Genomic DNA, 25,756 nt, shown 5'->3' on the forward strand with positions numbered 1-25,756 from the left:
CGTGTTGGAGGATGGCTTATAAAATCCTGGCACTTCTCATCAGTTTCGCAATGCTAATTGTAAAAATTTATGAAGAGATGAGAAGACGTGCAAGAATGCTGGCAAAGAAAGAAGAGCTGGAAAAGAAGAAGAAAAGAAAGCGCAAGAAAAACGCCAAGAAAAAAGAGAAGGAAAGTGCTTAAATGAATAATTGGAACAAAAGCTGATCTACTGGACAAGATAACGTCCGGAGTAGATCAGCTTTTTTGCTGTGTGGAGCGAATTTTAGAGTTTTTACGAGATGTTTTTGATTTTGACCGAGGTTAATTTCCGCTGCAGGGCTCGCTTTCCGCAGGGTGTGCGGTGAGCCCATTCGTCGCCTTGCGACATTGAACGGTCTCACCTGTCCCACTCATCCTGCAGGACAAGGAAGGCTCCGGCAGCGATATATCGCACGAAGAAAATGTGATTTTCATTTTCGAGGAGTCTCGCCCTTCCACTCCAATTAACTTTTCAATGAAGGGCATCTTAATAAAATCTCCATAGGAGCAATCTTTTAGATAAGAGCCAAAATTAGGTACAGTTTTTGAAAAAAACTGGTCAGAATAGGTTTTAGAGTTTGCGGACAAGGTGCTGGACTGGCGTGTTGGGCGTGCTGAGAGCTACGAACAGGGTCGAATCCAAAAGTTTTATGGCTGAATCCACGAGATTGAGCACTCAATCCAAAAGTTTTGACCTTCAATCCAAAAATTTCGGGCATTTATCCACGAGTCGACTCTTGTCGCCAACTTTCGTAAAGCCAATAGCTGTCTAGGGACAAGCTAGCTTAAAAGTTGCTTCGCTGGAAAGAAAAAGAGTAGTATATTTACACTACATTGTTTTAAGAGAGGTCGTAAATATGCTTGCTTTGCTCATACTAATCGCTGTATTAATGGTTGTGTTCTTATTCATCACTTTTCATCCGGTGTTTGGAAGCAATCCCTCTAAAGAAACTAAAACTAAATACAGTTCACTCGAACATTATTCTAACGGTACGTTCGTTAATCAAATTCCTACCGAAATGGCAACGGATTTCCGATCAATGGTGCCTGTATTAAAAGAATTTCTAAAAGGAAATCCGAACAGACAGCCCGATCAGCCGATTCCAATAAAACCGCTTCGGTTTTCAACTCAGAATACGAACCAAACAACAAAAGTGACTTGGTTCGGTCATTCTTCGCTATTGCTGGAAATTGATAATAAACGAATCCTTCTTGATCCAATGTTCGGGAAAGCACCGTCGCCTATTCCCTGGTTCGGCAACAAACGTTACAGCAAAGAACTGCCGATTTCTGTTGAAGATCTGTCTCAAATCGATCTTGTTGTATATTCTCATGATCATTACGATCATCTCGATTATGGCACGATAAAAAAGCTAAAGAGTAAAGTGAAGCAATTCGTTGTTCCGCTCGGGGTCAGCAACCATCTGAAGAGATGGGGTGTAGAACCAGATAGAATACAAGAATGTAACTGGTGGGATGAAGTTGTCGCAGCAGGTCTCACACTTGTGTGTACACCTGCTAGGCATTTTTCCGGCAGGAGTTTAACGAATCGAAATTCCACGCTATGGTGTTCTTGGGTTATTAAAGGACAAAGAGGACAAGAGGCGAAAATCTATTTTAGCGGTGACAGCGGATATGGTCCGCATTTTAAAGAGATTGGTGAAAAATATGGACCTTTTGATTTAACCTTGATGGAGTGCGGTCAATACCATGAAAAGTGGGCTGCGATTCATATGATGCCAGAAGAAACCGTGCAGGCACATCTAGATGTAAGAGGGAAGGTGATGATTCCCATTCACTGGGGAGCCTTTACATTATCATTGCACGACTGGACAGATCCAGTAGAGCGAGCAACTAAAGCAGCAAATGAACAAAATGTTATGATTTGCACCCCTCAGATTGGAGAGTCAGTATTGTTAGATGGTGAACATCCTCGTTCCAAGTGGTGGCAATTTTAACTGATACCATAAAAAAGGCGGTCCCAAAATAAATTTTGAGCCGCCTTTCTTTTAATTGCTTTTCCATAACTCCAATAATGGTCCTTCTTTTCCGAACAGTGGATCTGTTTCTGGCAATGGAACTAACATAATATCATCGAGCACTTCAGGGCGTTCGTCAGGCTCACCTTTTTTCAGATTATGTTCCATTCCGCCAGGATACGCTCCTGCTACTTTAAAATCGGTGCTGCAGCCGATCATTTTATGTCCGGTTCCTGCGGGCAGGACGATAACATCCCCTTTAGAAACGGTAACGGAAACACCGTCTTCACCCCCTAATAAAAGTACGGCTTCACCGCTTATAACCCCTAATACTTCATGTGTGTTGCTGTGGTAATGGTGGTAATCGAATATGCCATTCTTCCAGCCGTTCGTCCATCCGTTTTCCTCAAAAACATCCAGTGCATCCTGAGGTTCTTTTAGTTCACCAACGTACAATAGAACTGGCCAAGAAGGATGATTTGGAATTTTACCATCATCCGTAAAGAATAGCGTTTTAACATTTTCGCTTAACATTTTCATATCCACTTAACACCTCACCCGTTTTTCGATTCTTTTCCCTTTATTCTATAAAAAGAAACTAAAACCTTTTCTGAAAATATTTTTTATAAAGTTGAAAATGAGAGCATTCTTGCGAAAGAGCTCATTATTTGACGAAAAGTAATGTGTTTAAAATAGTTTCTTTTTTTGCAAGAAGTGGTATTAAAAGAAGTACAAGGTTTAAATGTTATTGAAAGGTGGAAATCAGTATGAAATACAAAGTTAAGGACTGGCTCCGGTTAACGCCGCGTGAGAGATACCTGCTTTTGTTCGCTGTTTCCCAACTCCAGAAAAAGCTTCGAGCAGGTTAAAAGGACCAAATAAATAAATTTAAGGCGTTTTCATTGCCACAACTCCCCCTTGTTTGGTTACAATAAGAGTAGATAAAGAACAGGGAGGAACACAGAATGGCTGACCTCAATACATGGTTTGAAAAAGGCATGACTCGCTATGCATATATAAATGCTATGAATACACACAAAGAGAACCTGCTATCTATCTATAATGCATTCGTACTTCCAGATCCGATGAAAGATGCGCTGCAAGGCATGCAAAAAAGCCGGTTAAGAGCAATTGTGATCACCGAAGATTGGTGCGGTGATGCGATGCTGAATCTCCCTGTTTTTATGCGGATGGCGGACGAAGCACTCATTGACGTCCGTTTTATTCAGCGTGACAAAAACCCAGAACTGATGGATCGATACCTTACAAATAAGGCAAAGTCTATTCCGATCATTATCTTTATTGATGAAAAAGGAAAAGAGATCGTAAAGTGGGGTCCGCGCGCTCCGAAATTGCAGCAGCTGGTAGAGGAACGGAAAAAGAAGCTTCCTGCTAAAGACGACCCGCGTTATGAAAAAGCATTCAAGCTTTTTGCAGACAAGATTTCAACTCTTTTCACGACAGACCACGCCCTTTGGGAAGAAGTCAGTCTTGATATCATTAAAAAATTATTAGCTAAAGTAAATGTTAACAGCCTGTAATTAGGCTGTTTTTTTGCGTTCTAGTATAGTAGAATGCAACAAGCGATTCTATCTGTATGAGGTGTAACATGAAAAAAGCGAACGTAATCATATTGGCAGGCTTTTTAGGAAGCGGAAAAACAACCTTGCTCAAGCAGCTGCTGCAGCGGGAAAAAGAACGAAATCATAAAACAGCTGTCCTCATGAATGAACTTGGTAAAGTTTCAATTGATTCAGATGCAGTTCCGGGAGATGTCCCGTTAAAAGAACTGCTTAATGGCTGTATCTGCTGCTCATTATCAGATCAGCTTGAAAAACAGCTTTGGGGACTTTGTAAAGAAAATGAACTCGACACTTTAATCATTGAAGCAACAGGTGCTGCTCATCCGATTGATGTACTGGATGCTTGTTTGTCACCATACTTGCTTGATGAACTGCATGTATCTGGAATCATATCGGTCATGGATGCACCAAGGTGGCTTGACAGGGGTTCTATGAGTGTACAGGCAAAAATGCTGATGCTGGAACAAATAAAGCATGCCGACTACATCATTTGGAACAAGACAGGGACTTTGTCAGAGGAACAAAAACAACAGTTAAAAGAAGATGCTGAACGTTTAAATGAAGGAACTCCATACGTACTGACAGATTATGCAAACGTAGATCTGGATCAGCTGTTCTCACTTTCAGTAAAAGACAGAAAAGAGCATCAAAAAGTAACTGCAGACAAACTAAAGGTGAAAACGTGGATGTATTCATTCAAAGGTGCTGTAAAAAAAGAAGCCTTTGAAAACTGGCTGCGTGAAGCACCATCATCCATATACCGGATCAAAGGCTACATTAAGCTTGAAGACGGACAAATTTATCTTTTTCAGTATTCATACGGACTGCCAAATTACGAAAAAGAGCTGATGAAGATGCCGTTAAGGCTAGTGTTTATCGGTGAGAATCTGGATACGGAAAGATTAGCAGGAGGATTAAAACAAATAGAGCAATAATAGCAATGACGCTTCGGTAAATTACTCGAGCGTCTTTTTAATTTAAACAATATCCTCTTTTCATAAAGTCATCCTTTTCAACCATTTCCGCTATCCCGGGAACTGTATCAGAGGCATCAATATAACTTCCTATAATTTTGTCATCTCCAGATAAGATCACTGCCTCTAAATATCTGATATCACACTTTTGTTCTATTCTGTATCGGTGTCTCGTTATTTTAGTTTTTTCATGTCCGGTAAAATCAACTCCAGCTAAATAGAAGGTTTCCAACGGTTCTGGATATTCAGGTATTGTAAACGGTTCTTTTTTAGGGAAATAAAAAGCCAGATCCCAGCCTTTTTCTTCAATAAAAGCTTGATGGCTGTCTGGTATAGACTGTTGAATGATGAGTTTCATAATGAGTAAGACAACGAGAAAAGTCAGAATGAAAAAGCTTGCTGAATAAAATAACTTTTTCAACATAAAAACCCCCAATTCTTACTCATATTCTTTAATTTTATGTTACTCTAATATTATCATAATTTTCCAATTATTAGATGAGGTGATTTCTTTTGCAAACAAAAGTGATAACACATGATCATCGTAAAGTACATAAAGAAATTTACGGGGAGAAGCCAGGTCAGGTTCGCATACAAAGGATACCCAAACTAAAATATGTAGTGCAAGAGATGAACACTGCTTACCATATGGATTGGGCAGGACGGCCGGAACCAGTGGATCAGCAGTGGATTGTCTGGAAGATCGTTAATCAGCTAAAACACATTACAAAAACAAAGATAGATTATAAATTTAAGCTGATGCCTCATGAAATTATCTGGCATGAAATGAACGAAAATTTTGCCACGACTACCCAAGTGATGCAGGTTCCTGATTGCATAACAGATGAGATGTTTGAAGAAGCACAAAGGAATGTCGCTAAGAACTTAAAGGAGCAGACACCAGAAACAAAGCTTATTACTGCTGAGTCGGTGTTGTGTGCACAAAAGTTACACATCGGTCATTATCGCGAAACAAAAACAACTCTATTAGAAGTGATTCAGTTTGCAGAGGATCAAGGGTATCAAATAAAAAAGAGTCATCGAGAAATTTATCTGACACCTGCAATGAAATGCCATGATCCATATACTTGGAGAACAATCGTTAGTGTGGAGTTAGAATAACAATTAGGAGAAACATATGAGCGCAGATAAAGTAAAATTCAAACTGGAACTGGAAGAAGAAAATAAGGGTTTCAGTTTTGTTTTGATTTTTATATTTGTTGGGTTAATTCTTAGTTCAATCATCCTGTCTTTTGTTGGACTAGATGATCAGGGAGAGTTGAATGCAGAGGTGGTTGCTTCACAATGGGCACAAGCTGAACTTCAATCCAATGTATCCATGAAATATCTCCTTTTATCCGAAAGCGCAAGAATAAAATATGTGGATGAAGTTCCTGATGAAAAAAACAAAGAGATTGTGGAGAGCGAATTCGAAGAGTTAGATCTGTTTCGATGGAAAAAGAACAAGGGAGAATATATTTTTAAATTTCATTATTTTGGATTGAAATCCTGCCCTGAGTGCCAAAAAAATGTTTGGGTCAGAGTAAAAGCTGAAGATGGTGAATGGGTCGTGCCAGAGAGCCATTTTTCTGAAGTTCAGGCAGACTCACTCATAAGAAACCTTAAAGCGGAGCAGATACCAACATCCCTAGAACAAGAAGAGGAAATGGAAAAGAAGAAATCTATATTTGAAAAAATACTTAACTTGTAAATTAATTTAATGGAAGGCTTTTTTCGTAAACATTGTTGCTATTAGTAGATGTTGATTTCCGCTCCAGGATGCTCGCTTTCCGCGGGGCGTGCGGTGAGCCTCCTCGCGCTTTGCGCCTTTAGGAGTCTCACACCTTGCTCTCCAATCAACTAGGCAAAGAAGCCTACTCAACAAAAAATGTTCAAAAGCAACAATCTTTTAGAAAATGAGCCTATTGGAAAAAGTAAAGTGAATAAAAAAAGCTTGAGGCATGTCCTCAAGCTTTTCCTATATAGAAACTTTCATAAATTTACTTACGTCTTTGAATCCCATTTTTTCATATAGTTTTATCGCTTTGTCATTAAATGAGTAAACATTTAGTCTTACATCGCTATAGCCGTTCTTTTTGAATTCTTTAAAGGCTTCTTCGATTAATAGCTTCGAGTACCCCTTTCCTCTGTAAGGTGATTTTACATACAAATCGTTGATCCAGCCGACTTCATCACCTGTTAAATAGTCAAAAGCCTTATCAATTTGAACCCAGCCCATCAATGTTTCCCCATCCATTAAACAAACAAAATAAGCATCGTATTTGGCTGAATGCTCATAGGCTTCAATCATTCTGTCCTTATTGTCCTCAGCATTGCAGTTTGTCGCTTCTCTCCGATTCACACCAGCTAATTCATAAATCTCTTCAATTTCAACCTCAGTTGCTTTTTTGAATTCTAATTCCATATGTTCATCCCCTAAAAGTTAACTTCTCTCTTTACATCTAGATGTTAACATAAATTTCCTGAAAAGTTTATTCCAGCAATCCTCTAAGATTTTTATATATATAATCTGGTTTAATACCTAGTTCATCGACTTTAAGCTCCGTCCGATTGATCCATGCTGTTTTAAACCCAAAAGATGAAGCACCTGTAATATCCCAGAAGTTCGAGCTCATAAATAAAACTTCATGGGGTTCAACACCAAGTGTTTCAAGAGCATACTTATAAGCAGCTGGCGCGGGCTTATACTGTTTTACATCATCAACTGATAAAACTTTCAGGAGGTGATTAAGTTCTCTTTTTTCAACAAGAGGATTCAGCATTTCATAGGTGCCGTTTGAAAAGATGATCTGTTTTTTATTTTGATTTTGCAAGTTCTCCAATGTGGCATGAACCTCTTCATACACTTCAAGTTCTAAGTAAGATTGCATCAAAGAATTGAGTGCATCTTCATTGTTTTGAAGAGAAAGATTTTTTAAAGTATACAAAAGAGCTTTTCTCGTAACTTCAGAAAAAGGTTTGTAATTGCCTGTCAGCTGATGAAGCATAAAATATTCAACTTGTTTTTTGCGCCACAGTTCACTGATTGTTTTGCCGTATCCATTAAATTCAGACTCGGCTTTTACTGAAACGGAGTGGACATCAAAAAGAGTGCCGTAAGCGTCATAAACATAAGCTTTAATTGTCATATAAACACCACCTTATTCATAAAGAATACCCTGAAATGATCCGTCTCAAATTCAATAAAAAATATTTTTAGTGTTCCAGGTAGAATTTCCAGCAATACGGGAATAGATAACTTATGAGGTGATAAATATGAAAATGCAATTGTACTTGTTATTCGGTTTTGTTTTTGCGCTGATTATTGCAACTTTTGCTGTTATTAATGTGGGTGATGTTGAAATTAATTACCTTTTTGGAACGGCTAACTGGCCTTTAGTGCTTGTCATTCTTGGTTCAGCAGTAATTGGTGGTCTCTCTGTTGGACTTTTCGGTTTAATAAAGGTCATACAGCTGCAGAGACAAGTGAAAAAGCTTCATCAGATCCATAATGAAAAAGAAACTTGGAAAGCTGATCAAAAAAGAGAGATTGTAGCAGAAGAAAAAGTGGAACCCGCACAAGAAATTCCTCATGAACGAGCAGAAGACAGGTAAATAAGAGTGAAGAAGCGCTTCTAAATAGGAAGCGTTTTTTTATTGACGAAAAGATAAGCGAATAACCTGCTCCAAATGCACAGGCAGCTAGTCCAAACATTTCATATTATGAAACAGGGTCTAATAACTCTCTTAATCTCTAAAACGAAAGAGGTGTAAAAAATGCCAATTATTAATCCGAGTTTTGAAACAGGTGACTTTACCGGGTGGACGGTGATTGTACCTGGTGGCGGTTCAGCGACTGTTGTTACTTCCTTTAATACTTTTACTCCTGTTGAGGGTAATTTTTTTGCCTTGCTGGAAACAGGCTCACCAGGCAATTTCACTAGTGTTTCGCAATCGTTTTTTGCATGTGCGGGCGATACAATTTCAGGATATGCTTTTTTTCAAACAAATGAGACTCGGCCTCAGTTTAACGATTTGGGGGAGGTAGTAATCTTATCAGGTGCAACTGTCGTAGACACACCTTTCTCAAGAGATGCACAAGAAGGGGACATTGGCTGGACCAATTGGTCTTATACATTTACAACTTCAGGAATTTATACATTACAAGCACGTGTTGTCAATGATGGATCAGCTACACCTGCATTTGACTCTTTTTTGGGCCTTGATGCAATCAGTTTAGATACAGACACTCCAATTATTACCTGTCCGGACGACGTCATTCAAGAGAATGATCCTGGTCAATGTGGTGCCGTTGTAGACTATCCAGATCCTACAGTCAGCTGTCCAGATTTAACGGCAACCTGCAGCCCTCCATCTGGAACATTCTTTTCTGTAGGAACGACAACCGTAACTTGTACAGCGACCGATGCCACTGGTATCCCTGTTGAACAATGTAATTTTACAGTAACAGTGATAGATACATCCCCACCAACAATTACGTGTCCTGATGACATAACTGTAACGAATGATCCAGGTGATTGCGGTGCTGTTGTTAGCTATATTGGGCCAGCAGTTTTTGATAACTGTCCAGGTGTTATGAGTTCTTGTACACCTCCATCTGGATCATTCTTCTCGGTGGGCACAACCCTTGTAACCTGTACAGCGACCGATGCCTCTGGAAATATCGCTGAGTGCACATTTAATATAACAGTCAATGATACCGAGCCGCCGACAATCATCTGCCCTGCAGATTTCACGGTACCCAATACTATTGGGGAATGTGGTTCCTTCGTGAATTATCCAGATCCAACTGCTTCCGATAATTGCCCTGGTGTCACAAGTTCTTGTTCACCAGCATCCGGATCATTTTTCCCAGTTGGAACAACTTCGGTTACTTGTACAGCTACAGATGCTTCTGGAAATACAGCCACCTGCACGTTTACTGTAACAGTGAATGATACCGAGCCGCCGACTATCATCTGTTCTGATAACATCGTGGTGTCAAACGATCCTGGCCAATGTGGTGCATTAGTTAACTACCCAGATCCAACCGTTTCCGATAATTGCCCCGATCCTACGTTTTTTTGTACACCTGGACCGGGATTCTTCCCTGTTGGAACAACAACAGTTACTTGTACTGCGACCGATGCATCTGGGAATTCAGCTTCTTGCTCGTTTACAATAACAGTAAATGATGACGAACCACCAACCATTATCTGTCCTCCTAATATAACGGTGCCTAATACTCCCGGAGAATGCGGTGCAATTGTAAATTACGGAGATCCAAACGTTTTCGATAATTGCCCTGGTTTCACGAGTTCTTGTACACCTCCATCTGGATCATTCTTCCCAGTGGGCACAACCCCGGTAACCTGTACAGCGACCGATGCCTCTGGCAATACAGCTGAGTGTACGTTTAACGTGACGGTCATTGATTTAGATCCGCCGACCATTATCTGTCCAACTAACATCATCCAAGATAATGATCCTGGCCAATGTGGAGCAGTTGTAAACTATTCAGAGCCTGATGTTTCGGATAACTGTTCTGTTACAACATCATGTTCGCCACTATCCGGATCTTTCTTCCCGGTTGGAACAACTACGGTTACTTGTACAGCTACGGATGCTTCTGGAAATACAGCCAACTGCACGTTTACTGTAACAGTAAATGATACCGAACCGCCGATTATTGTCTGTTCGCCTGACATCACAGTAATTGGTGATCGAGATATTGGTGGAGCCATTGTGAATTACCCCAATCCTCTTGTTTCCGATAATTGTCCTGGGGCTGCAGCAGTTTGTTCTCCGCCTCCAGGCTCCTTATTCCCATTTGGAACAACAACCGTAACCTGTACAGCGACGGACGCTGCAGGAAATACAGCTACCTGTTCGTTTACAGTAACAGTAGTAGAACAAAGGTTCAGACTATCATCCAAAATGGTTTTAGATCTAAGGCTGAACTTACTTCAAAACCAACAGATTCGGATAGAAACTGACGAGAATGACTAACTCACCATAAAAAGAGAGCCACCTGGCTCTTTTTTAGATTTATAGATTATAATAAGAAATAATTTCAAAAATTTACAATTTTAATCTTTTATAAATTTTAAGGAGAATTAGGATGAACAAACTTTTAGATGAATCGTTAATTACCTTTGCAGAAAATCTTCAGCTTCCTGAGAAGGTAGTAGATACAGATACGATACCCTGGATTCCTTATGATGATGGGAATTGTTATTTTAAACCACTCCGTTTTGATTTTACTTCGGGCACATGGACGTATTTGTTCAAGATAAAAGGAAATAAAACACTTACTCGCCATCGGCATACAGGTGGCAGTGTGGTCGGTTATAACCTTCAAGGCAATTGGAGATACGCAGAGAGGGATTGGGTTGCAAAACCAGGAACTTTTATCTTTGAACCGCCAGGAGACATTCATACTTTGATTACAGAAGGTGAGGAAGAAGTGATCACGCTATTCACCTTAGGCGGTGCGCTCCAGTATTTCGATGAGGACAATCAAATTATTGGTCAAGATGATATATTTACCGTGTATAAGAAATATTGTGATTTTTGTAAAGAGCATGGATTGTTCCAACGTGTGGATTTAATTTATTAAATAAAACAGAATAGGTGAACGTTGATGCAATTAACAGATAAAAAAGTCCTTCAGGAAGCGTCAGTCCGTTTCGGAATAAGCAATGAATTAAAAGAGCTCTCAGAAGGCTTTCAAAATTTAGTTTACAGCTATAACTGTCAAAATAAAGAATACATACTACGAATCACACCTGCTTATAAGAAAAACAGGAACCAGATAGAAGCAGAACTGCACTGGGTCAAATTCTTAAAGAACAATGGAGTTTCAGTGAGTGGAGCGATACCTTCTCAAAGAAATGTGCTTGTAGAGGAAGTCCACGTAAATAATCAAATATACTGTATCACTTCATTTGAAAAAGCAGTTGGAAGGCCAGTTGATGTGAATGATGAACGAGTTTGGAATCCACACCTTTTTAAAGAGTGGGGAAGACTTCTCGGAGAAATTCATTGTGTAGGGAAATCGTTTAGGGTCTCGGACCAGAAGACGAAAAGACTGAAGTGGGAATTGTCCCATCCTTATAACCATGAACTTTTTCTCGATATCCCTCAAAATTGGCTTGATGAAAAATACAAAGAAATCGTTGATAAGTTAATGACCTTTTCAAAGGACGATGACCACTTTGGACTGATTCACAACGATTTTCATCAGGGGAACTTTTTTGTTGAAGAAGGCAAGATCACAGTGTTTGATTTTGATGATTGCTCGTATTTTTGGTTTGCATACGACATAGCGACTGCGTTCTATCACGCTTACTGGCAGCACAATTCATTCAACAGCTCAGAAGATGATTTTGCTTTTGAGTTCCTAACACATTTCCTAAATGGTTATAGATCTGAAAATAAGCTGACTGACAATATGATTGAGCAGCTGCCTGCATTTCTAAAGCTTAGAGAACTATTTTTATATGTTCTTTTTCTACAAGTATGGAATCATGATAATCTTCAAGATTGGCAGAATTACACACTAAATAATTTAAAAACCAACATTGTAAATGGGAATGCATTTGCAAATTTGCATAAGGAGCAGCTAGTAAAAATTAAACAACGTCTATCTGAACCACTCTAACAATCAGAGTGGTTTTCCTACCTTTTATATGTTAACTAAAATATTTTACAAGTTGACGCAAATTAAAACCTCCGCTATTCTTATAGCATAAACAGTTCATACATATGGAGGTTCATTCAAATGACAGCAAGAAGAAATGGGTTAAAAACGATCGATATTACTCTGATTGGTATGTTTGTAGCATTAATGGCAATCGGAGCTAATATCACAACAATTTTTCCGTTCATGGTCGTTGGCGGAGTGCCGATTACACTGCAGACTTTCTTCTGTATTCTTGCAGGAGCATTATTAGGAAGCCGGTTAGGTGCGATCGCGATGAGCGTTTACGTATTAGTTGGCTTGGTCGGGGCACCGGTCTTCGCGCAATTTAAAGGCGGATTCGCAACCGTTGTAAGTCCGATTTTCGGTTTCCTATTATCTTTTATTCTAGTAGCCTATGTAACAGGCTTGATCATTGAAAAGAATGGCAGCAATGCGTCATATGTATTTGCGACACTTATCGGAACGGCGATCAATTACGTCGTTGGAACAAACCTTATGTTCATGGCGTATCAGATGTGGGCTGCGGCACCAGAAGGGTTCACTTATTCTATGGCTTGGGGATGGATGATGGTTCCGCTTCCGAAAGATATTATTCTAGCAGTCTGTGCAGGGTTGATCGCTCCACGCATTAACATGGCACGAAAAAAGACAATGGGACATCAAACAAAACACGCATCATAAAAGGGAGGACACAACATGATTTGGAATCTACTAGCGGAAAAGGTTCTAGAAGGTCAAGAGATTACGAACGAAGAAGCACTTTCTATTTTAGAATGTCCAGACGAAGACCTGCTTTTGCTGCTTCACGGTGCTTATCAGATTCGAAAACACTATTATGGCAATCTCGTAAAATTGAACATGATCATCAATACCAAATCAGGCGCTTGTCCAGAGAATTGCGGGTATTGCTCTCAATCTATCGTTTCAACGGCTCCGATTGAAACGTATAAGATGATGGATAAAGACGAGATGGTGAAAGGTGCAGAAACGGCTTATAACTTGAACGTCGGTACCTATTGCATTGTTGCAAGCGGCCGTGGTCCAACAAACAGGGATGTAGATAAAGTCGTAGAAGCTGTAAAAGAAATTAAAGATACATACGGATTAAAAGTTTGTGCATGCCTTGGAATCTTAAAGCCAGAGCAGGCGGCACGGTTAAAAGAAGCAGGAGTGGACCGGTACAACCATAACTTAAACACTTCAGCACGAAATCATGAAAATATCACAACATCCCATACATACGACGATCGAGTGAACACCGTGAACGTCGTGAAAGACAGCGGAATCTCTCCGTGCTCAGGTGTTATCGTCGGAATGAAGGAAACGAAACAAGATGTGATCGATATGGCACGAAGCCTTAAAGTGCTTGATGCGGATTCGATTCCGGTTAACTTTTTGCATGCGATTGATGGAACGCCGCTCGAAGGAACGGACGAGCTGGATCCGCGTTATTGCTTAAAGGTATTGGCATTATTCCGTTACATCAATCCAACTAAAGAGATCCGGATTTCAGGCGGGCGTGAAGTAAACTTAAGAAGTCTTCAGCCGCTCGGACTATATGCTGCCAATTCAATCTTCGTTGGCGATTACCTCACGACAGCAGGACAAGAATCTACGGCAGACCACAAAATGCTGGAAGATATGGGATTTGAAATCGACAGAACGCCTGTAATAGCGCAATAAAATAGTAATTTGATTGAAAAGCCGCTCCAAGCCTTGTTACAATAGAAACTATTCTATTGAAGACAAGCGGGAGTGGTTTTTTTGGAGAAGTGGGAAAAATGGATGGGAAAAATAAATTGGGTTGAATTAATGCTCGAAGCAGGCTTATGGGCGGCTAAGTTTTTATTGATCATCGTCATGTTTATTATCATCCGGTCAATCGGAAGACGAGTCATTAACCGGATGTTTGATAGAGCGGCATCTCACCGCAAGATGTCTAGCGGGCGGATCATCACGCTGCAAAAGCTAGTTGTGAATTTATTCTCGTATATTTTAATATTTGTTTTTGCGGGTATCGTGTTTAAACAGTTCGGACTTGAGATCGGTACCCTGATTGCAGGAGCTGGTGTCGTTGGCCTCGCTATCGGATTCGGTGCTCAAGGACTTGTAAGCGACGTTGTAACAGGATTCTTTATTTTGCTCGAGAAACAGATGGAAGTTGGCGACTACGTAACAATTGGCGGAGTTGATGGTATCGTTGAAGAAGTTGGACTGAGAACGACACATATCAGAGCGTTTGACGGAACACTTTCATATATGCCAAACCGTGAAATCAGTACGATACAAAACCATTCTCGCGGCAACATGCGTGCATTGGTCGATATCGGCATTGCTTATGAAGAAAACATCGATACAGCAGTAAAAGTACTGCAAGATGCATGTGACCGTGTAAAAGAGAACAATGAAAACATCGTAGAAGGACCAAATGTGCTTGGTGTTCATGCACTTGGTGCATCAGATGTGGTTATCCGGATTATTTCTAAAACAAGAAATGGTGAGCAATGGGCTGTAGAACGAGAATTGCGTCAAGCATTTAAAGAAGCACTTGAGGCAAACAATATTGAAATACCATATCCTCATCAAGTTAATGTTGATAAAGGCGCATAAAAAAATTAAGCCAGGAGGATTATCTCCCTGGCTTTTTTTTGTAGCCAAAATATGTCTAGAAACAATTGACAATTTATGCAAAAGAGGGTAATGTTGACCAATAAACAAAAGAGGATAAAGCATCACCTTACAAGTTTTAGAACATAAACTATTGATGTAAAGTTTTTTCTCCTTCATTTGCGGGTAAGGTTAGTTGAAGAGATTTTCAGGAGGGATTGAACGTGTCAGCGGACCATCAAAAAAGAGAGAATTTAATTGCTGATCTATTGCTACATAACATATATAAAACAAAAGATGGACGTCATCTATACGAGCTTTCTTTGCAGGATCTTGAACAACAATTTCAAGATTTATTATCACCGCCTGCCCAAGAAAAACCACTTAATAATATATGATAAATAGTAGTACGAAACTGGCTGATAAATGCCAGTTTTTTTGTTTGGGCTTATAACCAAGAAAAAAGACTTCCAACGTGAATTGGAATTCTTCTTTATGTTACTTATTTTCAGATGTGTTTTCTCCCCATACTTCGGTATTTTTAAGACCGATGCTGGATTCTTGCCTTCTTTTTTCTGTTTTCGTCCTTGCACCATAAATACGTGTTAACATCTCCTAGCAAATCCATTTAAATACACGGAAATAGGACTAAATGAACCTTTTTTCTTTCACCTTAAGATTACGATTGAATAATATGTATAAAGTCGATTGATTTAATCGGAATTAGAAACGAGGTAGAGAGAATGGAAGGCGGAACATCCTTATTCATTCAAAAATTTATACAATCTCCTTTACAAATAGGCAGTCTGTTTCCAAGTTCTGCTGCCTTAGCGGAGAAAATGACATCAAATTTAAATTGGGAAAATATAACCAAAGTAGCGGAATTGGGTGCAGGTACTGGGGTTATCACTAGTTCGATAGTGAAAAATATGCTTCCTGGCACCAAACTGCATGTTTTTGAAAAAGACAGCGAAATGAGGAAAGGACTTCAAATGAAATTCCCTGAAGCCTCTTTTTATGAAGATGCGTGTGAAATCATCAAAAGTATAGAGGATAGCGAAGGGACACTTGATGCCGTTTTTTCAGGTCTTCCTTTTTCGAATTTTAATAAAAGTATCCGGACAAAAATCGTTGAAGAGATATATCGATCTTTAAGACCTGGGGGAATACTCGTTGCGTTTCAATATAGTACACAGATGAAAAAGACATTTCAGGCTTCTTTTAAAGGTGTGGATATCTCTTTCGTTCCGAAAAACTTTCCTCCAGCATTTGTGTATATTTGTGAAAAATAAAAACCGGCATCCCATTCATAGGATACCGGTATGAGATATTAACGATAAGAATGGTCTAAATGATCAGATATAAGATGCTTATGAACCATAGCTTCCATTCCTGTAATGATTAAGGCTACCAAGATTGAGCCCCATATTGAGATTGTCACAGCCGGCAGAATGAGGGCCAACAGATAGACAAGTATAAATGTCGCTGCAAAATCAATCATCAGCTGTTTGCCATATGAAATTCTTGAAATCATGATATATTCCATAAGTACGCCGATTGGAGCAAGTACTGCCGTAATCCAGATAATGGGCTGGACAAGTTTAAAGTCTACACTTTTAAAAAGGAAGTTGGCTAGAATAAGAGCTAGCGGAATTCCTAGAAATTTAATCATCAAGCTTTGCATGATGAATCACTCCTTATAGGTTGTTGTTTTGCTGGCTGATCTCGCCTTCGTTCAAGTACAGGTTGGCATCTTCTAGTTTTTGATGCTGATCCAAAGATTCACCGCGAAAGTTTTTATTTTTAGATGTCTTTATTTCTCTTTTTTCTCTGCTTTTATCGCTTTTCATCGTTTTTCGCTCCTTACGTTTTAAGTACGACTTTGATGCAATCTTCCTTGTGGTCATTAAATAGATCATAGCCCTTAGCCGCCTCTTCCAGCGGTAGTGTATGTGTAATAATCTCACGAGGGTCGAATTCTTCAGCCATAATTTTATCCATTAACGTGCTCATGAGATGGATAACAGGAGCTTGTCCCATTTTTAAAGTGACGTTTCTTGAAAAGAATGCCCCAAGCGGGAAGCCATTATAAAGACCGCCATATACACCTGTTATCTGTACCGTTCCAAATTTACGAACGGCTTTTGTTGCCATCTGAATGGGTCCAAGTGTACCGCCTTGAAGTTTCAGCGTTTGTCCCACTTTTTCCATCGGTGATTTTTTGCCATCCATTCCTACACAATCGATCACCACGTCGGCACCGCCAAGCGTCATTTCTTTAAGATGCTCACCAGTATCGGCAAACTTTGAAAAATTAACAGTTTCCACATTATTCATCTTTTTCGCTTTAAGAAGACGGTAATCCAGATGATCAACAGCGATTACGCGGTTTGCACCAAGCATCCATGCGAATTTTTGAGCAAAAAGCCCAACTGGTCCACATCCAAGTACGATCACGGAATCTCCTTTTTTCATACCACTGTTCAGTACACTCCAATACGCTGTCGGAAGTACATCAGATAGGAATAGAAAATATTCGTCTTCCATCTCGACTGTTTCTGGTATCTTAAAGGGAGTGAAGTTTGCGAATGGAACTCTTAAATACTCTGCCTGACCTCCAGGATAGTTGCCGAACTTTTCTGAGTAACCTAAATATGCACCAGAATCGTAATGCGGATTTGCGTTGTCGCACTGGCTTTCCATCTGATGAGTACAGTAGTGACAGCTTCCGCAAGCTACGTTAAAAGGTATGACAACCCGGTCTCCTTTTTTCACAGAAGTTACGTCTGTACCGGTTTCTTCAACAATACCCATCGGTTCATGTCCAATAATATATCCCTTTGGGAGAGGGAAATTACCTTGATAAAGATGCAGATCAGAGCCGCAAATCGTTGTAGATGTGATCCGGACGATAATATCATCCTTTTTTAATAGCTTCGGATCCTCAACCGACTTCACTTGTATATCTCGTTTTCCTTGATACGTAACAGCTTTCATCTTCTTGCCTCCAATTCCACAATCCCTATAAGAATGAACGTTGAGGCAGTGTTTTATACCTATTTTCAAAAGATATCGTTCAGAGTGTCATAAAAAGGCATGAGAGTGGGTATTACTTCAATAAGAAAGTTTTTAAAAGGAGGCGGGAGAGGTGGAATATTCGCTGTATAAAAAAGACGGCAAGTTTCCATGTGATGTTACAGTCGACTATGAAAACATGGTCTTTACAGTACGGGACAGCGATACAACGGGTGAAGTGTTCAACAGTGCGAGTGAAGTTGCAGAATGGATTAAGCAGCACTGGTCTGTGGAGCAATTTCAACAACCAGATGATTATTATGATTTAATGAAACATCTCGAAAGTTCTCTGCAGGAAGAAATCAAATACGAATAATTGGTCAGGCCAGGTGAAATTCACTTGGCTTTTTTTAATGGTCTCATTTGGAAAACACTGTCATAATGATAAAAACGAGATGGGGGAGTTCAACAATGAAAACGAGTGAATTTGAACAGCTTTTGCCTTCTTTATTCGGGAAATGGCTAACGACTTTTGAAGATGAAGGAGAGTATGGTTTTACATACCGAATCGAAAAGGATAATAAAAGAGTAGCGTATGCCACAAACTTAACTCCTGAAACGGTAGAGAAAGCAATACAAGCCAATGTTGATATGCTTATCACTCATCATGATGCATGGGATTTCCTTTATGGTATGAGAGAAGAGTGTGTTAAGAAGTTAAAGAAACACGAAATCTCACATTTTTTTATTCATTTGCCGCTTGATTTTGTTGAATTTGGTACATGCTCATCATTATTTAAGCAGATAGAAATTGATGAGATGACAAAATATTCTAGTTTTGAAAATGATAAAGAGTATCCAGGAATCGGAACCTTTCATACAGCTCTTTCGTTCTCAGAGCTAAAAAGCCGCCTGGAATCTAAACTGGCTGAACCTGTCCGCGCTTGGCAAAACCATGACCGGCCAATTAAAAAGGTGGCTATCCTAACAGGGGCGGGGAATAACTCTGCATTAATTAAATTTGCAAAAGAAAATGACTGTGATGCATTTATTACAGGAGAACGGACCTTGTATTCCGTGCAGTACGCTAAGTTTGCAGGTGTCAATTTATATGTTGGAAGCCATACGTATACTGAGATTTTTGGTGTAGAGAGTTTCGGAAAGAAAGTTAAAGAAAAATACCAAGATATTGATCTTAATCGAATAAAAGAAGATCACATCGAATCCGTTGAAGACCATGGTTTATCTTGTACTTAATCAGTAGGCCTCCATTTGTTTGGAGGTTTTTTTGCATTACATGAATTCAGTTCTTCTAATTTGATGAAAACAGTACATATTAATAGAGTTGTTTTTTATTTAAAAGCATATTATTTTAATGTTACATAACAGTGTGTTAGACTAGTATTAAGTAACATAAAATTAGGTGATGATTTGTATGGAATATGTAGAAGCATTAAGGGATATTAAACAAATTAATGCCATAAAGCGATTTTTAAAGAAACAATCAGATCGCGATTATGTTCTTTTTGTATTTGGAATCAATACAGGTTTAAAAATTACAGAAATGCTCTCCATTAAAGTCGAAGATATCATGACTGAACAATCATGTATAAAAAGTTATTATTCATGGGTTCCTAAGGAAGGCGAATCCACAAAAGAAGTATTCCTGAATGAAACTGTTCAGAAAATTTTGTTCCTGTATATCCAGTCTGCCAACTTAAAGAGCGAGGATTATCTGTTTTTATCTAAAAAAACAAAGATGCCAATAACAAGACAGCAGGCATACCGCATTATCAGCCAAGCTGCCGCTCAAGTAGGAATCAAAGGCAAGATCGGCACCAATTCTTTGCGGAAAACGTTTGGATTCCATGCCTATAAACGGGGAGTTGCAATATCTCTTCTGCAAAAACACTTCAATCATTCAAATCCGTCTGAAACACTAAAATATTTGGGGATATCAAAAAGCGAAGATATCAAGACCCAAATTGATGTAAGGCTCTAAATTTTTGTTTACTAAAATCCAAGGGAGGTATTCTTTATGTGTAGAAATAGAGAAGTATCTGTTCGGATGCATGTTAATTGGAGGTTCGAAGTATGACAAATGAAACAATCATTAATAATCAGATAACAGAGCAAATGAATAAGCAACACCGTAAGTTAACTAAGAGGAAGCTCGCTCTTAGAGGATTTTTAATTACAATAGGTGCGATTTTAATGGCGGTCGGACTGGAAATTTTCTTAGTACCAAACAACGTTATTGATGGCGGGATTGCCGGTATTTCAATCATGGCTTCCCACCTAACTGGTTTAAGTCTCGGGATCTTCCTATTCGGACTGAACTTGCCATTTATTTTTATTGGTTATAAGCAAATCGGAAAGACTTTTGCTATTTCAACTTTGTATGGAATTATTATACTTTCAATCGCAACAACTCTTTTACATCCAGTACCGCCTTTTACAGATGACTTGCTGCTTGCGACCGTTTTTGGCGGAATTTTTATCGGCGTAGGGATCGGTATGGTTATCCGCAGCGGAGGTTCTTTGGATGGTACAGAGATATTAGCAATCTTGTCAAACAGCAAACTGCCTTTCTCTGTTGGCGAAATTATTATGTTCTTTAACATCTTTATCCTTGGAGCAGCAGGTTTTGTTTTTACTTGGGACAGAGCCATGTACTCTTTAATCGCTTATTTTATCGCATTTAAAACCATCGATCTAACGATTACAGGTCTCGAAGAATCAAAATCTGCCTGGATTATTAGTGAGAATCATAAAGAAATTGGCGACGCCATCCTTCACAGACTCGGACGCGGGGTTACTTACTTAAAAGGTGAAGGTGCTTATACGGGCGATGAAAAAGGTGTAGTGTTCTGTGTAATCACTCGTTTAGAAGAAGCAAAACTAAAAGACATCGTGGATGAATTTGATTCCAGCGCATTCCTCGCTATTGCGGATATTGCTGAAGTAAAAGGCGGAAGGTTTAAAAAGAGAGGAATCCACTAAATTAAAACGAGAGGGTGTCTCGGTAGGTATCGGGACTCCCTCTTTTTTATTCATTATTCATTTATAAGTCTTCAAAATATTTTAAAGGTCTTCAAAAATTTTTATAAGTCTTCAAATTTATTTATAAGTCCTCAAAAAAATTTATAGGTCTTCACTGCTAGTCTGCTCAGTTTTTATGCTCCATAGATGCTTTTAATAGCCAGTCTGCTCCTGTCTGAAGGTTTTCTGCTACATAATCAGGCTGCACTTTCGATGTTTGATGGTTTTGTTCATAAGCAGCAGTTCCTGAACCCGTAAGAACTAAAACGGCTATGCAGCCTGCGGATTTTGCAGCCATTATATCTGTCCAGCGGTCCCCGAATACGGCACATTTTGATAAATCTAAAGAATGTTCCTTTGCAGCTTTTTCGAGCATTCCGGTGGACGGTTTTCTGCATTGGCAGCCTTCCTTATGGTGATGAGGACAAAGATAGATTTCGTCAAAACCAAAAGCTTTAAGTTCTCTAACAAATTCATGTTCCTTTGCTACTGCTCTGCTTATTCCAGGTTGATTCGTAAAAGAAATCACTTGAATGCCTTTTACTTTTAATTGTTTAATTACTTCAGCTGTATAAGGAAACAACTTAAATTCTCCTGGGTATTCAACTACATCTGATCCGCCGATTGTTCCGTCACGGTCTAAGAAAACAGCTTGCAGGTCATCATTCATATTGAATTAGCTCCTAATCGAATTTAATGTTGGCATGAGGGCATCGCTCTTTTAACATACGCAGGAACTTATCTCGATCTTTAGGAGAAATAAGCGCTATTCCGAATTGGTATTTTATATTTATTCATTTTAGTGATAATGCCGGACTTGAAAGTGGATTCCAGGTTTTGTGTGCAGAAGTGATCTCACGGTAAGGAATTCTTTTGTTGATTGGTCCGCAGCGGATAACCAATTCTTTATCATCTAATACATAGTAAGTGGAAAACCAAAGCCAGCAGATGAAAAGTATGAGAACAAGGTTCAAGAGAATAGCAAAAATAGATTCTCCTATACCTGATTTCTCTGAAATAAACGCAGAATAGCTGAGGAAGGTTCCATAGCCAATGCTGCCAAATAGAATTAAGCCTAGCCAAACATCTCTTTTCGATGTGAATTTCAAGATAATCACCTCTTAAAAAGTAAAAGTGTAATGACAATAAGTTGGAGAAACAGGAACAAGCATACTGTAGTTACTACTGCGTTTTTCTTTTTATAGGCGTGTCTGAAAAAATAAACGACTATATAGATAACGATGATATTCAAACTAAACAATATAGGTAAATGAAAGGTTTCTGGTAAATATGAACGAACTAGCTTTGGGATGACATTTGGTAAAAATATAAAAAATAATAATAGAAAACCTATTAAGCTATGTTTCAAAATAACACGTCCAGTCAGAAGTACCTTTTGTTTCCATTATACGGTAAAATAGGTGAGGCTTGCAGATTAATATTAATGGAGGATGCGACATGGAAATCTTATTAATACGACATGGAGAATCAGAAGCTGATATTTTACAAGTTCATGAGGGAAGAGCGAACTTTGAACTGACTGATCGGGGACGAAAGCAAGTGAGGGCGATGGCTGAAAGAGTGAAACGTGATTTTCCGCCAGACTTCATTTATGCCAGCACACTGAAACGAGCGAGTGAAACAGCTATGGTTTTGGCTGATACGATTGGATGCCCGCTTCAGTATGAAGATGAACTGATGGAACATAACAACGGAGTCCAGGCAGGTTTGAGTTTTGAGGAAGCGAAAAGTCTTAAAGCTCCTGTATACTTGCATGATCGGTTTGATGAAGGTGAATCACATATCGAATTTCGTATGAGGATTGAGACCATCTTTTCTAAAATTTTAGCAGACTCCAAACATAAAAGAATTGCGATTGTAGCCCATGGCGGGGTTATCAACTGTTTACTGCGATCATTTTTTGATATGCCGATCTCAAAAGATTTTTATTTCTTAAATGGAGATACAGGGATCAGCTTTTTAGAATTCAATGAAAGTGGGAAAGTTGTTCGCTTTTTGAATAATACGAGCCATTTGGATGCAGATGAAGAGATTAAATCCTTTTAAGGAGCAAAGAAAAAGCAGTGCATTTCGAGTTTGAAATGTCACTGCTTCTTCTTTTTATTTATTGCTCTGGTACATAACGTCTTGCTCCAGAAAACTCAACTGCGTATGCAGGAGTTGAGATTGGATCTAAGCGAACGGTTGAAGCTGTGTTTGGAGAGTGAATCATCATTCCGTTTCCAGCATACATCGCAACGTGATGCACTCGCCCTTTTCCTTCATCATAAGCAAAGAACATGAGATCTCCAGGCTGAAGCTGATCCTTATCCACGATCAGTCCTTCTTTTGATTGCGGTCCAGAGTCTCTTGGGATTGTGATTCCATTTGCTTTATGAACGGTGTGTGTGAAACCAGAGCAGTCAAATCCGAAGCCTGCAGCTCCTGCCCATAAATAAGGAAGTCCTAAGAACTTTTTCGCCTCTTCTACAAGCTGTTCACCTGTAGGAACAGGAATATCGGTTTCACTTTTATAAACTTTAGCATCCTTCGCGTCAAGCCAACGTACTTTACCTTCTGGAGTTAAAACTGCAATGGTGTGGTGAAATGCTTTTAAAACAGGAAGTCTAGTGTTGTAGCTTAATTCTAAGTCTTTTTTATGGCCGAATGGTGCTTTGGATAGCCATGCTGTAGGACTGGTTATGAGTGCGAAAGGCTTACCTTCAGTACTTTCAAAACGGTCTGAAGTCGTAAGCTGCCCTAATGGCATCCAACCTGGATAACCAAGGTCGTTCCTTGGAGTGGGCTGTCCATAAACCGCAACTTTAACCCAGTCACCTTGCTGTTCTAAAACACGAACCTTTTGTCCGTAAAGAGCTTGCGTCTCAAGTTCTCCAACAAGCCATAGCTTTTGTTCATACGACATACTTGTTGTCCATTCCCTAAGATCAACAGGATTCGAGAGGGAAGGTCCATCCACATCATTACGTGCTGCATCTGGATTTGACCATAGTGTGGCAGCAGCAACATCAACATACAGATCTTTACCGACAACATATGTTTCAGTTGTTCCTTTTTCAGCAGAAGCGGTGTTTGTGAACATGCCAAGTAACATCGCAAGCGAAAAAAGAACCTTCATTAGTTTTAACATTTTTTTGTCGCTCCTTTTTCTCTTTTTCCTCACAATTCGAGTTTTCTCTAACCTTTTCCTTTAGGGAGAGCCAAAGATAAGCCAAATATCCTTTTTTTATGTTTAATAATTTCAAACTAAGGTACTAAATGAGGAAAATTACAGGTCAAAAGAAGGGTAAATAAATGTAAGGGGTGAAAGAGAAGGGTTACTGGGTGAAACGAACGGAACTAGGGGTGAAACAGAGGGAGTATGGGGCGAACGTGTAATTATTTTAAGAACACGTACCGTAAATAGCAAAACAAAAAGGCTTAACCCAAAAGGATCTATTCCTCTTGAGTAAGCCTGTCTTACTTAACTAATAAGGAAACGATTGATTTCCATCAAATGGTTTCCGTAAACAACAAATGCTGATAATACTCCCGCAAGCAGAAGATACAAAGCCAGGACTACGATCTTCGTTTTTAGGTTTGCTACATAATAATTTTTTTGCTGATCATACACTTTTTTTGTTTCTGCTTTTTCAGCTAACAAACTCTTTTCATAAGCTTCAAAATAAGCTGCAGTGCTGAAGTCTGGGAATACAGGAAGAGAAGCGATTCCTTCAGGGTCCGACTCGCGATAGGTCTCTGCCACCGTTTCTCTCTTACTGCGGTATTTTTCATATTCTTCCCGCAGCGTTTTCAAAAAGCGTTCACGGTTATTAAGCATCTCAAGCTCTACAATGACCTTATGTTTCTCAATCTTCTTTTTATCCTGCACGATCGGAAAAGTAAATCCAGTCGGAACACTGTCCTTAACCCGGTTTTTAGCAACACGTACATCTTCTATAAAAGTTCCTATGATATGACCAAAATTCGGCATTTCCCGGTATTCGTTTAACTCTTGCTGAATGTGTGAAAGTTTTTGCTGTTCACTTTCAAAAGCTTCCAATGTGAGCTCTGTTTTTTTATGTTCAAAATCTTCACGAACCCGTTTCCACCAAGTAATAATTCCGAAAAGGAAAACTAAGAAAATAATCGGATCTGGTGATATGAACAAGTACGGAATAACGATTAGTAGCCCGATAAACCAAATCTTTGTGGATAAGACACCGACGATTCGGCCGCCATCCAGTGGAGAAACAGGGAACAAGTTAAACAGGTTGATCATAGCTCCTAAAAAGATAACAAGACCCCAGAACGGCTGCCCGGTAGATTCATATAAAAAAACTGCGGGCAAGAACGACAGAAGCCCGAATAAAGGACCTGCATAGGCAATATAAGCCTCATCTTTCGCGTTTTTTGGCATCTCCTTCATACCGATCGCTGCACCCATGAAAGGTATAAATATAGCGGGTGAAGTCTTTATCCCTTTTTGTTTTGCTGCGACCAGGTGTCCCATCTCATGAACAAATATTAAATAGACGATCGCTACTGCAAATTTCCAGCCATAAAAGACTGCGTAAGCTCCCATAGAAATGAACATGGATATGAGTGTAGCAAATTTACCTAATTTTAATAAACCAAACACCCATTTTAATTTACTCATTAAGAATAAACCAATACCCGCAAGAATCGTCCATAAACGGGATTGGTTTTGCTTTTCTGCTTTTTGAGCCATGAATGAATCCCCCAAATGATTTCTTTACTCTATCTTAAATGAAATACGTTTGAAGTGAAAAGAAGTTTCTTTTTTTATGAAAATTTCCTTTATCTGTCG

At 39.2% G+C, this 25,756-nt stretch carries 30 protein-coding genes and 1 pseudogene; 20 read left to right on the forward strand and 11 right to left on the reverse strand.

Annotated elements, in window-relative coordinates:
- Positions 1 to 11: 11 nt before the first annotated feature.
- Both ACFQ4X_RS03935 and ACFQ4X_RS03940 read left to right on the forward strand, forming a co-directional pair.
- Complete coding sequence (locus ACFQ4X_RS03935) at positions 12 to 182, forward strand: hypothetical protein (protein ID WP_379833255.1); 171 nt, start codon at positions 12 to 14, stop codon at positions 180 to 182.
- 695 nt (positions 183 to 877) lie between these two features.
- Positions 878 to 1,978: an MBL fold metallo-hydrolase gene (locus ACFQ4X_RS03940; RefSeq protein WP_379833256.1), complete on the forward strand. Its 1,101-nt coding sequence runs from the start codon at positions 878 to 880 to the stop codon at positions 1,976 to 1,978.
- A gap of 51 nt (positions 1,979 to 2,029) precedes the next feature.
- Here ACFQ4X_RS03940 and ACFQ4X_RS03945 read toward each other — a convergent pair whose 3' ends face one another.
- Positions 2,030 to 2,539, reverse strand: coding sequence for a cupin domain-containing protein (locus tag ACFQ4X_RS03945; protein WP_379833257.1), 510 nt, complete (start codon positions 2,537 to 2,539; stop codon positions 2,030 to 2,032).
- Between the two features lie 425 nt (positions 2,540 to 2,964).
- Here ACFQ4X_RS03945 and ACFQ4X_RS03950 point away from each other — a divergent pair, with 425 nt between their 5' ends.
- Positions 2,965 to 3,540: a thioredoxin family protein gene (locus ACFQ4X_RS03950; protein WP_379833258.1), complete on the forward strand. Its 576-nt coding sequence runs from the start codon at positions 2,965 to 2,967 to the stop codon at positions 3,538 to 3,540.
- 68 nt (positions 3,541 to 3,608) lie between these two features.
- On the forward strand, positions 3,609 to 4,517 hold the full coding sequence (locus ACFQ4X_RS03955; protein WP_379833259.1) for a CobW family GTP-binding protein: 909 nt from the start codon (positions 3,609 to 3,611) through the stop codon (positions 4,515 to 4,517).
- Positions 4,518 to 4,554: 37 nt separating this feature from the next.
- Here ACFQ4X_RS03955 and ACFQ4X_RS03960 read toward each other — a convergent pair whose 3' ends face one another.
- Positions 4,555 to 4,980 carry a hypothetical protein gene (locus ACFQ4X_RS03960; protein ID WP_379833260.1) on the reverse strand — a complete coding sequence of 142 codons (426 nt, stop codon included), beginning with the start codon at positions 4,978 to 4,980 and terminating at the stop codon, positions 4,555 to 4,557.
- An 89-nt stretch (positions 4,981 to 5,069) separates the two neighbouring features.
- Between ACFQ4X_RS03960 and ACFQ4X_RS03965 the strand changes: the two genes are divergently transcribed.
- Positions 5,070 to 5,678: a hypothetical protein gene (locus ACFQ4X_RS03965; protein WP_379833261.1), complete on the forward strand. Its 609-nt coding sequence runs from the start codon at positions 5,070 to 5,072 to the stop codon at positions 5,676 to 5,678.
- Positions 5,679 to 5,694: 16 nt separating this feature from the next.
- Complete coding sequence (locus ACFQ4X_RS03970) at positions 5,695 to 6,267, forward strand: hypothetical protein (RefSeq protein WP_379833262.1); 573 nt, start codon at positions 5,695 to 5,697, stop codon at positions 6,265 to 6,267.
- Between the two features lie 267 nt (positions 6,268 to 6,534).
- Here ACFQ4X_RS03970 and ACFQ4X_RS03975 read toward each other — a convergent pair whose 3' ends face one another.
- Both ACFQ4X_RS03975 and ACFQ4X_RS03980 read right to left on the reverse strand, forming a co-directional pair.
- Complete coding sequence (locus ACFQ4X_RS03975) at positions 6,535 to 6,981, reverse strand: GNAT family N-acetyltransferase (RefSeq protein WP_379833263.1); 447 nt, start codon at positions 6,979 to 6,981, stop codon at positions 6,535 to 6,537.
- Between the two features lie 67 nt (positions 6,982 to 7,048).
- Positions 7,049 to 7,705, reverse strand: a complete 657-nt coding sequence (locus ACFQ4X_RS03980) for a haloacid dehalogenase type II (RefSeq protein ID WP_379833264.1) — start codon at positions 7,703 to 7,705, stop codon at positions 7,049 to 7,051.
- A gap of 127 nt (positions 7,706 to 7,832) precedes the next feature.
- On the opposite strand from ACFQ4X_RS03980, the gene ACFQ4X_RS03985 reads away from it, so the two are divergent.
- From ACFQ4X_RS03985 to ACFQ4X_RS04025, 9 genes are all read left to right on the forward strand, one after another.
- On the forward strand, positions 7,833 to 8,171 hold the full coding sequence (locus ACFQ4X_RS03985; RefSeq protein ID WP_379833265.1) for a LapA family protein: 339 nt from the start codon (positions 7,833 to 7,835) through the stop codon (positions 8,169 to 8,171).
- 162 nt (positions 8,172 to 8,333) lie between these two features.
- On the forward strand, positions 8,334 to 10,565 hold the full coding sequence (locus tag ACFQ4X_RS03990; RefSeq protein ID WP_379833266.1) for an HYR domain-containing protein: 2,232 nt from the start codon (positions 8,334 to 8,336) through the stop codon (positions 10,563 to 10,565).
- A 112-nt stretch (positions 10,566 to 10,677) separates the two neighbouring features.
- On the forward strand, positions 10,678 to 11,175 hold the full coding sequence (locus tag ACFQ4X_RS03995; RefSeq protein ID WP_379833267.1) for a 2,4'-dihydroxyacetophenone dioxygenase family protein: 498 nt from the start codon (positions 10,678 to 10,680) through the stop codon (positions 11,173 to 11,175).
- A gap of 24 nt (positions 11,176 to 11,199) precedes the next feature.
- Positions 11,200 to 12,219: a phosphotransferase enzyme family protein gene (locus ACFQ4X_RS04000; protein WP_379833268.1), complete on the forward strand. Its 1,020-nt coding sequence runs from the start codon at positions 11,200 to 11,202 to the stop codon at positions 12,217 to 12,219.
- A 120-nt stretch (positions 12,220 to 12,339) separates the two neighbouring features.
- The gene (locus ACFQ4X_RS04005; RefSeq protein ID WP_379833269.1) at positions 12,340 to 12,942 is read left to right on the forward strand and encodes a biotin transporter BioY; all 603 of its coding nucleotides are present in this window, start codon (positions 12,340 to 12,342) and stop codon (positions 12,940 to 12,942) included.
- Between the two features lie 15 nt (positions 12,943 to 12,957).
- Positions 12,958 to 13,944, forward strand: coding sequence for a biotin synthase BioB (bioB, locus tag ACFQ4X_RS04010; RefSeq protein WP_379833270.1), 987 nt, complete (start codon positions 12,958 to 12,960; stop codon positions 13,942 to 13,944).
- A gap of 102 nt (positions 13,945 to 14,046) precedes the next feature.
- Positions 14,047 to 14,871: a mechanosensitive ion channel family protein gene (locus ACFQ4X_RS04015; protein WP_379837028.1), complete on the forward strand. Its 825-nt coding sequence runs from the start codon at positions 14,047 to 14,049 to the stop codon at positions 14,869 to 14,871.
- Between the two features lie 221 nt (positions 14,872 to 15,092).
- Positions 15,093 to 15,266, forward strand: a complete 174-nt coding sequence (locus ACFQ4X_RS04020) for a Fur-regulated basic protein FbpA (RefSeq protein ID WP_379833271.1) — start codon at positions 15,093 to 15,095, stop codon at positions 15,264 to 15,266.
- 345 nt (positions 15,267 to 15,611) lie between these two features.
- Complete coding sequence (locus ACFQ4X_RS04025) at positions 15,612 to 16,160, forward strand: class I SAM-dependent methyltransferase (protein WP_379833272.1); 549 nt, start codon at positions 15,612 to 15,614, stop codon at positions 16,158 to 16,160.
- A gap of 38 nt (positions 16,161 to 16,198) precedes the next feature.
- Here ACFQ4X_RS04025 and ACFQ4X_RS04030 read toward each other — a convergent pair whose 3' ends face one another.
- Genes ACFQ4X_RS04030 through ACFQ4X_RS04040 form a run of 3 tightly spaced genes read right to left on the reverse strand, consistent with a single transcriptional unit; the run spans position 16,199 to position 17,865 of the window.
- The gene (locus ACFQ4X_RS04030; protein ID WP_379833273.1) at positions 16,199 to 16,552 is read right to left on the reverse strand and encodes a DUF2512 family protein; all 354 of its coding nucleotides are present in this window, start codon (positions 16,550 to 16,552) and stop codon (positions 16,199 to 16,201) included.
- Between the two features lie 13 nt (positions 16,553 to 16,565).
- Positions 16,566 to 16,718, reverse strand: a complete 153-nt coding sequence (locus ACFQ4X_RS04035) for a hypothetical protein (RefSeq protein ID WP_379833274.1) — start codon at positions 16,716 to 16,718, stop codon at positions 16,566 to 16,568.
- 13 nt (positions 16,719 to 16,731) lie between these two features.
- Positions 16,732 to 17,865 (reverse strand): zinc-dependent alcohol dehydrogenase, encoded by a 1,134-nt coding sequence (locus ACFQ4X_RS04040; RefSeq protein ID WP_379833275.1) that lies wholly within the window; start codon positions 17,863 to 17,865, stop codon positions 16,732 to 16,734.
- 151 nt (positions 17,866 to 18,016) lie between these two features.
- On the opposite strand from ACFQ4X_RS04040, the gene ACFQ4X_RS04045 reads away from it, so the two are divergent.
- From ACFQ4X_RS04045 to ACFQ4X_RS04060, 4 genes are all read left to right on the forward strand, one after another.
- Positions 18,017 to 18,259: a hypothetical protein gene (locus ACFQ4X_RS04045; protein ID WP_379833276.1), complete on the forward strand. Its 243-nt coding sequence runs from the start codon at positions 18,017 to 18,019 to the stop codon at positions 18,257 to 18,259.
- Positions 18,260 to 18,354: 95 nt separating this feature from the next.
- Positions 18,355 to 19,140, forward strand: a complete 786-nt coding sequence (locus tag ACFQ4X_RS04050; RefSeq protein WP_379833277.1) for a Nif3-like dinuclear metal center hexameric protein — start codon at positions 18,355 to 18,357, stop codon at positions 19,138 to 19,140.
- Positions 19,141 to 19,318: 178 nt separating this feature from the next.
- On the forward strand, positions 19,319 to 19,885 hold the full coding sequence (locus ACFQ4X_RS04055) for a tyrosine-type recombinase/integrase (protein WP_379833278.1): 567 nt from the start codon (positions 19,319 to 19,321) through the stop codon (positions 19,883 to 19,885).
- Between the two features lie 92 nt (positions 19,886 to 19,977).
- The gene (locus ACFQ4X_RS04060) at positions 19,978 to 20,886 is read left to right on the forward strand and encodes a YitT family protein (RefSeq protein ID WP_379833279.1); all 909 of its coding nucleotides are present in this window, start codon (positions 19,978 to 19,980) and stop codon (positions 20,884 to 20,886) included.
- Between the two features lie 166 nt (positions 20,887 to 21,052).
- On the opposite strand, the gene ACFQ4X_RS04065 is transcribed toward ACFQ4X_RS04060, so the two are convergent.
- The gene (locus ACFQ4X_RS04065) at positions 21,053 to 21,595 is read right to left on the reverse strand and encodes an HAD-IIIA family hydrolase (RefSeq protein ID WP_379833280.1); all 543 of its coding nucleotides are present in this window, start codon (positions 21,593 to 21,595) and stop codon (positions 21,053 to 21,055) included.
- 124 nt (positions 21,596 to 21,719) lie between these two features.
- Positions 21,720 to 22,034, reverse strand: a complete 315-nt coding sequence (locus ACFQ4X_RS04070) for a PH domain-containing protein (protein WP_379833281.1) — start codon at positions 22,032 to 22,034, stop codon at positions 21,720 to 21,722.
- A gap of 349 nt (positions 22,035 to 22,383) precedes the next feature.
- Here ACFQ4X_RS04070 and ACFQ4X_RS04075 point away from each other — a divergent pair, with 349 nt between their 5' ends.
- Positions 22,384 to 22,992: a histidine phosphatase family protein gene (locus ACFQ4X_RS04075; protein ID WP_379833282.1), complete on the forward strand. Its 609-nt coding sequence runs from the start codon at positions 22,384 to 22,386 to the stop codon at positions 22,990 to 22,992.
- A gap of 58 nt (positions 22,993 to 23,050) precedes the next feature.
- Here ACFQ4X_RS04075 and ACFQ4X_RS04080 read toward each other — a convergent pair whose 3' ends face one another.
- Together ACFQ4X_RS04080 and ACFQ4X_RS19380 are read right to left on the reverse strand one after the other, a co-directional pair.
- Positions 23,051 to 24,076 (reverse strand): NlpC/P60 family protein, encoded by a 1,026-nt coding sequence (locus tag ACFQ4X_RS04080; RefSeq protein ID WP_379833283.1) that lies wholly within the window; start codon positions 24,074 to 24,076, stop codon positions 23,051 to 23,053.
- 1,020 nt (positions 24,077 to 25,096) lie between these two features.
- Positions 25,097 to 25,657: pseudogene (locus ACFQ4X_RS19380) on the reverse strand (site-2 protease family protein); the annotation flags it as partial.
- Between the last annotated feature and the right edge of the window lie 99 nt (positions 25,658 to 25,756).

This window comes from Fictibacillus halophilus (genome assembly GCF_042680145.1).
Lineage (GTDB): Bacteria > Bacillota > Bacilli > Bacillales > Fictibacillaceae > Fictibacillus > Fictibacillus halophilus_A.